The sequence below is a fragment of the Slackia heliotrinireducens DSM 20476 genome, from assembly GCF_000023885.1.
In the GTDB taxonomy this organism is placed as follows: domain Bacteria; phylum Actinomycetota; class Coriobacteriia; order Coriobacteriales; family Eggerthellaceae; genus Slackia; species Slackia heliotrinireducens.
The window spans coordinates 3,107,535-3,121,251 of record NC_013165.1 but is presented as its reverse complement, the minus strand read 5'-3'; the positions used below and the strand labels follow the sequence as shown (position 1 = coordinate 3,121,251).

Sequence of the window (13,717 nt, the reverse complement as noted above, 5' to 3'; positions counted from 1 at the left end):
GTGTTGATGGTCGGAAACGGCCGCATGGGAACGGTGATTGCCGGACTGATCGAGGCTGAAGAGAACATGCAGGTCGTAAGCATGATCGGCATCGAGAACAAGGACGATTCCGCAGTTTGGGAACCTGAAGCCGACGTGGTTATCGACTTCTCCCACAAGGACATGCTGCCGTTGGTGGACGAGTATGTGCGGCGTACGGGTGCCGCGCTGCTGTCGGGCACGACGGGCTACGACGAAGCTGATATGGACGTGCTTCGCGCGTTGGGCGAAGTGGCGCCGACGATCCACAGTGCCAACTACTCGCTTGGCGTGGCGGTGCTGAAGCACCTGGCCGCCGACGCAGCCAAAGCCTTGGAAGGCTTCGATATCGAAATCACCGAGACACATCACAACCAGAAGGCCGACGCGCCCTCCGGTACGGCGAAACTTCTGCTCAAGTCCGTGGACCCCGAAGGCGAGTGCGACGTGGTGAGCGGTCGCGACGGCATGGTAGGAAAGCGCCCGAAGCGCGAAATCGGCATGCATGCCCTGCGCGGCGGCACGGTTGCAGGCACGCACACGGTGCATTTCTTCGGCAACAACGAAGAGGTTGAACTGACCCATCGCGCCCAGAGTCGTACCGTTTTTGCGGCAGGTGCCGTGGCCGGTGCGAAAAAGCTGGTCAACGCCGAGAAGAAGTTCTACACTTTCGACGAGCTGATGTTCGCCTAACCCAAGTTGGGACAAAGGGGACAGTCCCCTTTGTCCCATTTTCACGAAACGCCACCGAAAGGACAGCATGGACGCACAGTACATTATCGATTTTATCGCGAACGCCGAGAAGAAGACGCCGGTCAAGGCGTACATCAAGGAGAAGGCCCCCATCGACTACGGCACCGCTCAGGTGTTTGGCGCAGGCGACAAGGTCGTGTTCGCCGACTGGAAGGAGCTGGCTCCCATTCTGGAGGCCAACGCCGACAACATCGAAGACATCGTGATCGAGAACGACTGCCGCAACTCCGCAGTGCCGCTGCTGGATAAGAAGAACATCAACGCGCGCATCGAGCCGGGCGCCATCATCCGCGACCAGGTGGAGATCGGCGACGCCGCCGTCATCATGATGGGCGCCGTCATCAACATCGGAGCCGTGATCGGCGCAGGCACCATGATCGACATGGGCGCCGTGCTGGGCGGCCGCGCCATGGTGGGCGACAACTGCCACATCGGCGCGGGCACCGTGCTCGCCGGCGTGGTGGAGCCGGCCAGCGCAACCCCGGTCATCGTCGAAGACGACGTGCTCATCGGCGCGAACGCCGTGGTGCTCGAGGGCTGCCGCATCGGCAAGGGCGCCGTTGTGGCCGCCGGTGCCGTGGTGACCAAGGATGTTCCCGAAAACGCCGTGGTCGCAGGCATCCCCGCTAAGGTCATCAAGATGAAGGACGAGCAGACCTCGTCGAAGACCGCTCTGGTCGACGCCCTGCGCTCCCTCTAATTCACCTTGCGAAACCACCGAAAGCCGCAGCCCCGTGCTGCGGTTTTTTGCGCCCTGCGACGGGTCAACTCGTTGACGGGGTGCGTCTTGCATCAAACATCTAACACGGAAGCGGTCCTCTGCAGACAATTGACGAGGGCCGCATGTCCTTTTGACACGTTCTTTAAATAACGCCAACTCGATTTCTCTATGCATCTCCCAATCGTCTACTACCAGCCTTGACCTGGTGCAACGTTGTAGCAGGTTGGAGAACCTGCGTCTGTACGGTCAAGCTTGTGCAAACCCCGAATCAAGAACCTGCAAAACCGATGCCCGCACACATGTTGGCGGCGGCATCCGTCGGGTTCGTTTCCCTCGATTCCGCCATTCGTTGTTGACACTCGCTTTGCAAAGACCCTGCCGTTCTTTTGCTGCCGCCTGTCAACTCCTTTTCATTGGGGCCATTTAATGGCATGCGGGCCTGAACGGCCTGCATCAACGACTGCGAGGCAGTCTGAATCGAAAGGGAAAGAATGAAATTCAAGAACATTGTAAGGGCGGCTGGATGCATGGCCGCAGTTGCAGCTCTGGCTTGCTCGATGGTAGCGTGCGGCGGCTCCGGTGCCGAAGGGGGTGCGGATGGGGCGTCGGGCGAGCTCTCGGGAACCATCGCCACCAACGGATCGACCTCTATGGAGAAGGTCATCGGCACGCTGGCCGAGCAATTCATGGCCGACAACCCTGGCGTAACCATCACCTACGATGCCACCGGTTCCGGCACGGGCATCGAGTGCGCCAAGAACGGCTCGGCCGACATCGGCCTGGCCTCCCGCGATCTTAAGGATGAGGAGACCGGCCTTGAAACCGTCACCGTCGCCCTGGATGGCATCGTGGTCATCGTGAACGAGGGCTGTGGCGTCGACGACTTGTCCCTCGAGCAGATCGCCGCCATCTTCAATGGCGAAATCACCAATTGGAAAGAAGTCGGCGGCGCTGACCTGGCAATCTCCTGCATCGGCCGCGAGAGCGGATCGGGTACCCGCGACGGCTTCGAGTCCATCACCGGCACCGAAGACACCTGCAAGCTTGAGCAGGAGCTGACGTCCACCGGCGCGGTCATCACGGCTGTCAGCAGCTCCGAGAACGCCATCGGCTATGCGTCCCTCTCCTCTGTCGAGGGCCAACAGGGCATCAAGGCCGTCACCGTGGACGGCGTCGCCTGCACCGAAGAGACGGTCGCCGACGGTTCGTACAAGATCCAGCGTCCCTTCAACTTCGTCCTGATGGAAGGCGCCACGCCTTCGCCCGCAGCCGAAGCCTTCATCGAATTCGCGACCAGCCCCGAAGCAGCTGACCTCGTGCGCTCGGCGGACGCCATCCCGGCCTCCTAATCCTCGTCAACACCTCGGATAGCCGAGCGTCCCTGCAAGCGGTGCTCGGCTATTCTGCTGTTAGGAGCTTTACTTTGAAGCAATTGAACAAACCAATCGAAGCGATATTCCACGGCGTCTTCCTCATGTGCGGTCTTCTCTCGGTGGTCTTCGTGTTCGGAATCACCGCGTACCTGATCATCTCCGGCCTGCCAGCCATTGCAGAAATCGGTCCCGTCGATTTCCTGCTCGGGCAGCTGTGGAGTCCTTCCCAAGGTCAGTTCGGCATTTTGCCGTTCATCCTTACCAGCCTGTACGGCACCGTCGGGGCCATCACCATCGGCATTCCCCTGGGACTGCTGGCGGCGCTGTTCCTCTCGAAATTCGCCGGACCCAAGGCAAGCCGCGTCATGCGCTCCGCCGTGGAGCTGCTGGCGGGCATCCCTTCGGTCGTCTACGGTCTTGTGGGCATGATCGTGCTCGTCCCGGCCATCCAGAAGATCTTCAGCCTCAGTTCCGGCGCCACGCTGCTGGCAGCCATCGTGGTTCTGGCGATCATGATTCTCCCGTACATCATCAACGTCTCCGCCACTGCCCTTGATGCGGTGCCTCCGGAGTACGAAGAAGGTTCCTTGGCGCTGGGCGCGACCGAAACGGAGACCTATTTCAAGGTGTCCCTCCACACCGCCCGCAGCGGCATCGCCGCCGCCGTCGTCCAGGGAATCGGCCGTGCGTTAGGCGAGGCAATGGCCATCATCATGGTCGCGGGCAATGTAGCCAACATGCCGCACCTGTTCGGGTCGGTGCGATTCTTGACCACCGCCATCGTGAGCGAAATGTCCTACGCCTCATACGGCAGCCTCCATCGCGACGCGCTGTTCTCCATCGGCCTGGTCCTGTTCGTCCTGATCGTGTTCATCAACATTCTGCTCAACGTCATCGTCCGAAAGGAGGAGAAGTAAATGCAGGCGAATACCTTCAACGCCCGCAAGGCCAAAAACGCGATGCTGAAAGGCCTCGTCTATGCGGGCGGCATCCTTGTGTGCCTGGTGCTTCTGTTCATCATCGCCTACATCTTCTATCGGGGCTTCCCCGGCATCACGTCGGAGCTCCTGACGACGGAGAGCAGCTATGTCCACGACACCATCGGCATCCTGCCGAACATCCTGAACACCCTGTACATCGTACTGGTCGCCATGGTCATCGTAATCCCCTTGGGCGTGTGCGCCGCGGTGTATCTGAACGAGTACGCCAAGAACTACCGTCTTGTCAGACTGATCGGATTCGCCGTAGAAACCCTCACCGGCATCCCCTCGGTCATCTTCGGCCTGGTAGGCATGCTGGCGTTCATCCAACTGATGGGCCTGAAAGCAGGCATCCTGGTCGGCGGCCTCACGCTGGTGGTCATGGTTCTGCCCACCATCATCAGCAACACGCTGGAAAGCCTGAAAACCGTTCCCGACTCCTACCGCGAAGGTGCGCTGGCATTGGGGAGCGGCAAGTGGCACATGATCCGTACTGTGGTGCTGCCCAGCTCCATCGACGGCATCGTTACCGGGTGCATCCTGGCAGTCGGCCGCATCGTCGGCGAGTCCGCCGCGCTGCTGTACACGGCAGGTTTCGGCCTGATCCTCAACAGCTTCATGACGGCGCTGCAGTCGTCGAGCGCCACGCTGACCGTCGCCCTGTACGTCTACGCGACGGAACGAGGAGAGTTGAACGTCGCATTCTCCATCGCGACCATCCTACTGATCCTGACCCTGCTGCTCAACCTAGCCGCCAACGTATCTGCTTCCAAGCTCAACAACAAGGAGAAATAGCGTGAACGCATTCGAAGTAACCGGACTCAACCTCTGGTATGGCAGCCACCATGCGCTCCATGACATCAATATCAACATCCCCAAAAACAAGGTCACCGCGCTGATCGGCCCCAGCGGATGCGGCAAATCCACCTTCCTCAAGACGTTGAACCGCATGCAAGACCTGGTCAAGACCGTAAAGATCGAGGGCCAGGTGCTCTTCGAAGGCCAGGACATCTACGACCCCAAGGCCGACGTCAACGAAATCCGAAAAGAAGTCGGCATGGTGTTCCAGAAAGCGAATCCGTTCCCCATGAGCATCTACGAGAACGTCGCGTACGGACCGAAGATCCATGGAATCCGGAGCAAGAAGGAGCTGGACCAGATCGTCGAAGAGTCGCTGCGCGGCGCCGCCCTTTGGGACGAGACGAAAGACCGCCTCGAGAAGAGCGCCTTGGGCCTGTCCGGCGGCCAGCAGCAGCGCCTGTGCATCGCGCGCGCCCTGGCGGTAAAGCCGAAGGTGCTGCTCCTCGACGAGTCCACCAGCGCTTTGGACCCCATTTCCACGGGCCAGATCGAAGAGCTGGTCGGCGAACTCAAGAAGGACTACACCGTGATCATGGTCACCCACAACATGCAGCAGGCGGTGCGCGTGTCCGACTACGCCGCGTTCTTCCTGCTGGGCGACCTGATCGAGTTCGCCCCCACCGACGAGCTGTTCAACAACCCGCAACAGCCTCAGACAGCAGACTACGTCAACGGCCTGTTCGGCTAGGCGACAAAGCCCGAGCCTGACACGGCCTTCAAACAGAACGCCCCTTGAAGCAGCAATGCGGCAGGGGGCGTTGTCTTTCTGGGGTGTTATGCCTGGTTGCGCTCGCGGTCATGCTCTCGGGCGTTCATGATGAGCATCTGCAGGCGGTTCTCCACGTTGGCGAAGCTCACGTCAGGGTCGTAGTCCAGCGGCAGGATCTGCGCATCGGGGTACATCTGCTTCAGCTTCTTCGAGATACCGCGGCCGACGATGTGGTTCGGCAGACAGCCGAAGGGCTGCAGGATGAGGAACGCCCGGCAGCCGTGCTTGGCGTGATGCAGAATCTCACCAGGGATAAGAACGCCTTCTCCCGCGTCGAAGGTGTGGTGGATGATGGGGTCGCTGTCCACCACCAAATCGCCCATGCGAGCGGTCGGCTCGTAGAGCGGATGGGCCTTAGCGATGCGGTCGGCGTTGTCGTGGGCCCGCTCGAACAGGCCGTTCGCAATGCTCAGCCACGCCTTGTTCTGCAGGGAGGTTTCGATCTTATACTCTTTGACCTGGGCATCCTGATAGAAATACGTCTTGCGGATGACGTCGGTCATGCGCGCCTCGATAACTTCCAAGCCGTTGCGTTCCAGGTAATCCTCGATGTCGTGGTTCGCGCCGGGGTGGAAGTTCAGCAGATACTCGCCCACGATGAGCACGCTGGGCCTCAGGGCGGAGCGGTCGTAGGGAACGTCCTTCATGATGGCTATGGCGCGCTTGAACCCGGCGGTCGCGCCGGTCACGCCATGCTTCTCGAGTCCCTCCATCAACACGTCCATGGCCTGGTCAAACGCGGCATTTGCCGCACCGGGAACCAGTTCGTAAGGGCGCATCTTGCGCACAAGCTCTTCCAGAATATCGATCATGGGCAGCGTCATGGCGATGCGGATGGCGCTGGGCAGGCTCATCTTGAACCCGGGGTGGATGTTGTGGAAGTCCACGTCGTCGTTGGTGACGATGGGGATGTCTTCGTATCCGGCGTCGTCGAGAGCCTTGCGCAGCAGCGCCGCGTAATGGGTCAGACGGCAGTCGCCGATGTACTTGCCGGTTCCGATGGCCACGTCGTATTGGTCGTATTCGCCGGATTCCAAAGCAGCCAGCGCCTCGCCGATGACGATCTGCGCCGGGAAGCAAATGTCGTTATGAACGTATCGTTTACCCAGTTCAATTGCGCGTTCACGACCGATGTCCAGCGGCAGCGCCTTCACGCCCTGCTTGCTGAACACGGCGGCCATCAGGCGGGAGAAGGCATGCGAGGTGTTGGGCACCAGAATGACGCGTTCGCGCGCGTCTGTTTTCGTGAACTTCACGGGATAGGAATCCTGCAGCTCATGCACGTCCGCACGCACTCCTCCGGAGCGCATCAGCCGGCGTTTCATGTTGATGGTCTCGATGAACGACCGTGCGCGGATGCGCAGCGGGCCCTGGATGTCAGACTCGTCCACCTTCACGACCAACGGCGTCTTGCCTGAGACCTCCTTCATCAGGCGGATGATCTCATCGGATAGGTACGCGTCGTGGCCGCAGCCGAAGCTGACCAGCTGCACGTATTCCAAATCTTCCCGCTGAGCTGCGATTACAGCAGAACCCAACATGCGAGCGTGGTAGTTGTTGACCACGTCGATGCGGCTGTTGGACAAATCCACCTCGCGCACGCCTGGCACGGCGTCGGGTGTGAGCACGGGCAGGCCCATCTCGGTGAACATCGACGGCAGGTCGTGGTTGACCAAAGGATCGTTGTGGTAAGGACGTGACGCCAGCACCACGGCGAAGGTATCGTGATTGTGGGCGTAATCGATGGCTTCGCGCCCCGCCTCGTCCATCAGACTGCGGAATGTGGCCTGGGCGATGTCCGCCTGCGCGATGGCCTGCAGGGTCAGCTCCTTCGGCACGCCGAACGCGTCCAGCATGTATTGGCTGAGCTGGCGGTCGCGGTCGTTGTTCGTGTGCCAGTGCCACAGCGGACTGTCGAAGGGCACGCCGAACTGCTCCTCAGGATTATCCGAATTACGGATGACCAGGGGATATCCCTTCACAACAGCACACATGGATTCGCTGGTGTCGTGCTGGTTCTCGGGCTCGACGGCGGTGATGACCGGCATGAAGATGCGGTCGACGCCCATGCCGACGAGTTCGCGCAGGTGCCCATGGACCAGCTTCGCAGGGAAGCAGACCGTGTCGGATGCTACGGCGGACAGGCCGTTTTCGTACATGGCGCGGGTGGACAGGCGCGAGGTTTTCACGGTGAAGCCCAGCGCGCGCAAGAACGTGGACCAGAACGGCATGGTATCCCAGATGGCCAGCACGCGGGGCAGTCCGACCGTGATGCCGCGGTCTTCGGACAGGGGCTCGCAGGGGTAATCCTGGAACAGCAACCGTTGGCGGGTTTTGAACAGGTCAGGCACGGCATTCTGCGAGGCTATGGTGTGCCGCAGCAGGTCGCGGGTGGTTTCGTCCGAAGGGTCGCCGATGATTTCGCCCTTCGTGCAGCGGTTGCCGGTAACCCAGGTTACGCCGTCGGAGAAGGTCATGAGCGTACGGTTGCAGCGGTTCGCGCAGAAGGGGCAGATAACGCCCGAGACGCGTTCGTAGGAGAAGTCATCCAGGTTGTCCAGCCCGATGAAGGTGGATTCGCCGGTCTGACCTTCGGCCATCCTGTCTTCGCGGTTCTGCTTGGCCAGCATGGCTGCGCCGATGGCGCCCATAAGTCCGGGGTAGGGCGCGCGAACCACGTTCTTACCTATATATTGCTCGAAGGCGCGCAGCACGGCGTCGTTGTTGAACGTGCCGCCTTGCACGACCACCTTGTCGCCCAGGCTCGAAAGGTTCGACACGCGAATGACCTTGGTGAACACGTTCTCGATGATGGAACGGCACAGGCCTGCCATGATGTCGTCAGAGGTCTTGCCGTTCTTCTGCTCGGTGACGATGCTGCTGGTCATGAACACGGTGCAGCGGCTGCCCAGCACCGCAGGGGAGGGCGAGCGGAACGCTGCGGTGGCGATTTCCTTCGTGGGGATGCCCAGCGAAGCGCCGAAGTTCTCCAAGAACGATCCGCATCCCGATGAGCAGGCCTCATTCACAACGATATCCGTGACGACGCCGTTGTCGATCCAGATGGCCTTCATATCCTGGCCGCCGATGTCCAAAATGAACGAGGCGTCGGGAACGTATTTGCGGGCGGCGGTGGCATGAGCCACGGTTTCCACCACATGGTAGTCTGCGTGAAAAGCCCTATGGAAGAGCAATTCGCCGTAGCCAGTGGTGCCGCAGGCCAAAATGTTGAGCTTCGTGCCCGCGGCGCGGTACTTTTCGCGCAGCTCGGTCAGCGCGGCCTTGGCGATGTCCAACGGCTCGCCCTCGTTATTGGCGTAAAACTCGTCGATCAGGTGCGTGTCCTCATCGACGAGGGCGAATTTCGTGGTGGTCGAACCGGAGTCGATACCCAAGTACGCATTGATGACCTGGGGTTTGCCTTCTAGCGGATCACGATGGTCCGGCAAGGCGTGCCGTTCGCGGAACGCATCAAGCTCCTCGTCGGAGGAGAAGAAGGGCTTGCCGACGGTTTTCTCGGAGGCCAGCTCGGTGCCGCTTGCCTCGAGCAGTTCTGCCGAGCACAGCAGGTTGATGCTGGCGTCCTCGTCTGCGAACAGGCCTTCCAGCGAAAGCGCTGTTCCGCGGGCGACGATGGTTTCCGGCATGTCTGGAATGATGATCTGATCGTCGTTCAGGTGCAGACGCTCGCAGAACACTTCGATGAGCCTTGGGTTGAAGGTCATCGGACCACCTTCAAACACCACGGGCGGATGGATTTCGAGGCCCTGGGCCAGGCCGCCGAGGGTCTGCTTCGCAATGGCATGAAAACTGGAAAGCGCGATGTCTTCCTTGGGAACGCCCTGGTTGAGCAGGGGTTGGATGTCGGTTTTAGCGTAGACGCCGCAGCGTCCGGAAATGTTGAAGACGGATTCACCCTTCGAAGCCAGGTCGTTGAATTTCTCGACAGGCGTTTTGAGCAGCGAGGCAATTTCGTCAATAAACGCGCCCGTACCGCCCGCACAAGAGCCGTTCATACGCATGTCCGAGACGGCCAGCCGGTCGGTTTTCGAGTCGTAGGTGAAGAAAATCATCTTCGCATCTTGGCCGCCGAGCTCGATGGCGCAGCGAGCCGTCGGATGCAGCTCCTGGATGGCGATGGAGTTCGCAACAACTTCTTGAACATAGGGGATATTGAGCGCCGTGGCGATGTCCTTGGCACCAGACCCGCTGATGGCAACTCGGAACCTGGAGCCGAGAAAGCGCTCGGCTACGTCGCGGAATGCGTTTGCCACGGATTGAGCCTGGCGGGCTTGGTGTCGGCGGTAGCTGTGGTACAGCACCTCATGGGTTTTGGGATCGAGCACAACCGCCTTGGTGGTGGTTGAGCCGACGTCGATACCTAGGTTCAAAAAGGACGGTATGTCTTCGTTATTGGACAGTTCTGCACCTCTTGTGTAGTATTTCAATTCCGCATCTGATGTGCGGTTTTGCCATTCTAGTAGTTGAGTGTGCGAGGTGTTTCGTTTGTTACAAAAGATACGATTCATTTACACTTCATGACCATAGTTCGAGAGGCGGCCTTGGCGATACGCTACGGGTCAAAGCTGTTTGCTGCTGGAGAAATTGCCCACTTTATGGCGAACAACCGCGAAGCATCGGCGGTGTGGTATTCTGTTTGCGCTTTGGAGGAATGGCCGAGTGGTTGAAGGCACTTGTCTTGAAAACAAGCAGAGTGAAAGCTCTCGTGGGTTCGAATCCTACTTCCTCCGCCAGACTTTGCGCAAGGGCCGCCATGGGGCGGCCCTTGCTGTCGACGCTGCAAAGGGCCCAGGCACCCCATCTTGCCGCTTCCGCTCGGGCTCGCCGCCAAGAGGCGCGCTTGCCCTCTCGGCGCGGCAATCTGGGGTGCCTGGGCCCTTTTCGCTGACTTTGGCCTGTTCATCGGCTCAACCACGGTTGTTGCGGGGGAGGCCGTCCCGCCGGGCGGGCGGTTCGCTTCGCGAACGATGGCCCGCCCTTCGCTGCCTTGCGCCAAACCCGTCCCGCCGGGGCGCTGTTGCCTTCGGCAAAGCGTGCCCCTTCACCGCCTTGCCCAGGGAGCCCCGCCCTTCGCTGCCTTACCCGGAAGGGCCGTCCCGCCGGGCGGCTGTTTGCCTGCGGCAAAACGCCGCCCTTCACCGCCTTGCTTGGCGCGGGCCGTGCCGCCGGGGTGGTTGCGACTGGATGGGTGCTACGCGCCGTTGGGTGGGGGCGAGGGGGACGGAATAAGCGGGTAGCGGTATAATCGTGGCCATACATGCCAAGCAAGCGTCGGAAGACGCCGACCTGAGGAGATATCCATGAGCGTTTTTCTCGTAATCCTTGTGGTGTTGATTGTCTGCGTGGTTGCACTTATCGCGCTGTACAACAACCTGGTCAAGATGCGCAACATGGTCGATAACGCCTGGGCGCAGATCGACGTCCAGCTGCAGCGCCGTTTGGACCTCATTCCCAACGTTGCCGAGGGCTACCCCGACCTCAAGGCCAACACGAACTTCCTTAGTTTGCAGCAGGAGCTTTCCAACACTGAGGACAAGATCAGCTACATGCGCCAGAGCTACAACGACACGGTCATGAAGTACAACACGTCCATCGAGACGTTCCCGGCCATGCTGTTCGCGGGCCTCATGGGCTTCCACAAGCGCGAGAGCTTCGCCGCTGACGCAAGCGCTGCCGTTGCTCCGCAAATCCAGTTCTAACCACCACGCATACTGCCGAAGGGTCGCGCCGGCGGCCCTTCGCGTTTCGTATGGAGCCCGTTGCGGCGGGCAGTGCTATACTTTCGTTTCAGAGGAATGCAACCGAATAAAGGCGAGTGATTGTCATGGACAAGTACAGCAAGAGGCAACTGGCGGGATTTCTCATCCCTTCCATCATAGGTGTTCTCTTATTCATGATCCCCGTTAAGTTCAATGGGGAAATTACCATCGTTGTAAAGATTCTTGCCGACGCCCTAGCGGGGCTTATGGAAGGGTTCCTTCCGGTTCTGTGCGTCATTATCGTGACGATTTCGGCAATTCTGGGCGTAGCGTCGCTGAACCATCCGTCGTTTTTGCGCACCTACCCGATCATCGACAAGACCTTCTCCACCACGCCGGTCTGGGCGGTCATCCGCGTCATCGGCGCCATCCTGATTTGGCTCACGTTCCTGGGTGTTCAGGCTGGCGACGACGACACGGGCATCATCCATATGTTTACCGAAAGCGGCGCCGGCGGCTTCGTGCTGAGCGATCTGCTCACGGTGTTGGTCATCATTTTCTTCCTGGCGGGCCTGCTGCTTCCGCTGCTGCTCGACTTCGGTTTGCTTGAGTTCATCGGCGCGCTGCTCACCAAGTTCATGCGCCCTGTGTTCAATATCCCCGGCCGCGCGGCGGTCGACTGCATCACCTCTTGGGTCGGCGACGGCACGCTGGGCGTCATGCTCACGTGCAACCAGTACGAGAGCGGCTATTACTCGGCCCGCGAAGCGTCCGTCATCTCCACCACGTTCTCCGCGGTGTCCATCACCTTCAGCATCGTGGTTCTGTCCCAGGTCGACCTCATGCAGTACTTCGGCCTGTATTACCTGTGCATCTGCTTGATTGGCATCGTCTGCGCCATCATTCTGCCACGCATCCCACCCCTGAGCATGAAGAAGGACGACTACCTGGTCGAGGGCAACGCCATGCCTGAGGACCTGCCCGAAGGATTCGACAGCTCCGCTGCCTACGGCATCCACCTGGCAGTCCAGCGCGTCGACGGCCATCGCGGCATCGTACAGTTCTTCGAGAGCGGCCTGAAAAACGCCTGCGGCATGTGGTTCGGCGTCATGCCCGTCGTCATGTGCATCGGCACCTTCGCTCTGGTGCTTGCGAACAACACGCCCATTTTCGACTACCTGGGCCTGCCCTTCATGCCGCTGCTGAACCTGCTGCAGATTCCCGAAGCCGTTGACGTGTCGAAGACCATGATCGTCGGCTTCACGGACATGTTCACCCCGTCGGTCATCGCAGCCGGTTGCATCGAGAGCCCCATGTCGCGCTTCATCGTCGCGGTCGTTTCGGTCACGCAGGTCATCTACCTTTCCGAGGTCGGCGGCCTGATCCTGGGCTCGAAGATCCCCGTGAACCTGCTTGAGCTTTTCGTTATCTTCCTCGAGCGTACCCTGGTCAGCCTGTTCATCGTGGCGCCTATCGCACACCTCATCTTCTAACGTGTTGTGCGTCCTTTTGGGACACTGGGGACGGTCCCCGGTGTCCCATTTTCGTTTTGGCGTCCGGACGTTGCATTTTGCGCTTCGCCATAGTGCGGCGATTCGGCACATGTTATTTGCAGGTCAAAATTGGAGAAACTGACGGTTTTTGCATCGCTGAGCATGCTTAGCGGCGGTTTTCGCTTGACAACAGTACGACGCGCGGGAAAAATGGCCGAATCGTCTTTTAAAAACTCATGGGAGGGTAACCATAATGGCAACCACGAAGGAACGCATCTGCGAGACGGCATTGCGCCTGTTCAACGAGAAAGGGTACGATGCGGTGTCGCTGCGTGACATTGCCGCAGCCGCCCAGACCAGCGTCGGCAACGTGACGTACCACTTCGGCAAGAAAGAAGACCTGCTCGCCGTGCTGCTGCGCGACCTGCACAAGGACTTCAAGAGCAAGCTGGAGTCGGGTCTTAAGGGCGACGACCTGATGAAGCATATGGTTTCGACCTTCCGCGCAGCCAAGCGCAGCGAGGAGGAGTACCCGTTCTACTTCCGCAACCTCAACCAGATCTACGCCAGCTCCCAGGCGGTTCGTGAAGAGAACGACGCCTTCGAGGCCGACCTGCAGGCGCACTACGTGACCTGCCTGAAGAAGCTCCAGAAGGGCGAGCTGGTGCGCGACAACATCAGTAGCGATACCTTTGAGGCCATCGCGTTCATGATGGTACATATGGAAAGTACCTGGCTGATCGAGTCCGCCCCCGACGCGAATCCGTCCATGGACAACATGACCATCGACGAGGCCCTGACCGTGCTGTTTGCGCAGCTGCTCACCAAGAAGGGCCGCAAGGCGCTGGCTTCGGCCGAAAAGCGTTAACGCAGGATCTGGAGTTTCAGCTTTCGGGTCGTATGGATTTCCGAAGGGCGCCGACGTGGTTCGGCGCCCTCTGTTTGTATGCCGGTTTGTTTTTGAGGCATGAAAAAACCGCCGTCCGAGGAGTCTCGGGCGGCGGCTTTGTTCGGTGCGTCAGGTTTTCG

Annotated in this window: 10 protein-coding genes and 1 tRNA gene; 10 read left to right on the top strand and 1 reads right to left on the bottom strand. The window is 60.0% G+C overall.

All coding sequences use genetic code 11. The annotated features are described in order from the left end of the window. The 6 genes from dapB (at position 1) to pstB (ending at position 5,394) form a co-directional block, all read left to right on the top strand. Complete coding sequence (gene dapB, locus SHEL_RS13860; RefSeq protein WP_232001659.1) at positions 1–711, top strand: 4-hydroxy-tetrahydrodipicolinate reductase; 711 nt, start codon at positions 1–3, stop codon at positions 709–711. A gap of 67 nt (positions 712–778) precedes the next feature. After that, positions 779–1,471: a 2,3,4,5-tetrahydropyridine-2,6-dicarboxylate N-acetyltransferase gene (gene dapD / locus SHEL_RS13855; RefSeq protein WP_012799900.1), complete on the top strand. Its 693-nt coding sequence runs from the start codon at positions 779–781 to the stop codon at positions 1,469–1,471. 512 nt (positions 1,472–1,983) lie between these two features. Further along, on the top strand, positions 1,984–2,841 hold the full coding sequence (locus tag SHEL_RS13850; protein WP_012799899.1) for a phosphate ABC transporter substrate-binding protein: 858 nt from the start codon (positions 1,984–1,986) through the stop codon (positions 2,839–2,841). A 74-nt stretch (positions 2,842–2,915) separates the two neighbouring features. After that, positions 2,916–3,782, top strand: coding sequence for a phosphate ABC transporter permease subunit PstC (gene pstC / locus SHEL_RS13845; protein WP_012799898.1), 867 nt, complete (start codon positions 2,916–2,918; stop codon positions 3,780–3,782). Then, a complete protein-coding gene (pstA, locus tag SHEL_RS13840; protein WP_012799897.1) occupies positions 3,783–4,640 on the top strand; it encodes a phosphate ABC transporter permease PstA in 858 nt (285 codons plus the stop codon). Between the two features lies 1 nt (position 4,641). Further along, complete coding sequence (gene pstB / locus SHEL_RS13835; RefSeq protein ID WP_012799896.1) at positions 4,642–5,394, top strand: phosphate ABC transporter ATP-binding protein PstB; 753 nt, start codon at positions 4,642–4,644, stop codon at positions 5,392–5,394. An 86-nt stretch (positions 5,395–5,480) separates the two neighbouring features. Here pstB and SHEL_RS13830 read toward each other — a convergent pair whose 3' ends face one another. Further along, entirely contained in the window at positions 5,481–9,923 is a 4,443-nt protein-coding gene (locus tag SHEL_RS13830) for an acyl-CoA dehydratase activase (protein ID WP_012799895.1), read from the bottom strand. A gap of 218 nt (positions 9,924–10,141) precedes the next feature. Between SHEL_RS13830 and SHEL_RS13825 the strand changes: the two genes are divergently transcribed. From SHEL_RS13825 to SHEL_RS13810, 4 genes are all read left to right on the top strand, one after another. Continuing rightward, a tRNA-Ser gene (locus SHEL_RS13825) sits at positions 10,142–10,229 on the top strand. 567 nt (positions 10,230–10,796) lie between these two features. Continuing rightward, the gene (locus SHEL_RS13820) at positions 10,797–11,195 is read left to right on the top strand and encodes a LemA family protein (protein ID WP_012799894.1); all 399 of its coding nucleotides are present in this window, start codon (positions 10,797–10,799) and stop codon (positions 11,193–11,195) included. Between the two features lie 194 nt (positions 11,196–11,389). Further along, complete coding sequence (locus tag SHEL_RS13815; RefSeq protein WP_197720367.1) at positions 11,390–12,688, top strand: YjiH family protein; 1,299 nt, start codon at positions 11,390–11,392, stop codon at positions 12,686–12,688. 253 nt (positions 12,689–12,941) lie between these two features. Then, entirely contained in the window at positions 12,942–13,556 is a 615-nt protein-coding gene (locus SHEL_RS13810; RefSeq protein ID WP_012799892.1) for a TetR/AcrR family transcriptional regulator, read from the top strand. Positions 13,557–13,717 lie beyond the last annotated feature (161 nt).

Coding starts and splice junctions, on each gene's coding strand:
- SHEL_RS13850 (WP_012799899.1), top strand. CDS start 1,984: ATGAAATTCAAGAACATTGTAAGGGCGGCTGGATGCATGGCCGCAGTT.
- pstA (WP_012799897.1), top strand. CDS start 3,783: ATGCAGGCGAATACCTTCAACGCCCGCAAGGCCAAAAACGCGATGCTG.
- SHEL_RS13810 (WP_012799892.1), top strand. CDS start 12,942: ATGGCAACCACGAAGGAACGCATCTGCGAGACGGCATTGCGCCTGTTC.
- dapD (WP_012799900.1), top strand. CDS start 779: ATGGACGCACAGTACATTATCGATTTTATCGCGAACGCCGAGAAGAAG.
- SHEL_RS13820 (WP_012799894.1), top strand. CDS start 10,797: ATGAGCGTTTTTCTCGTAATCCTTGTGGTGTTGATTGTCTGCGTGGTT.
- SHEL_RS13815 (WP_197720367.1), top strand. CDS start 11,390: ATGATCCCCGTTAAGTTCAATGGGGAAATTACCATCGTTGTAAAGATT.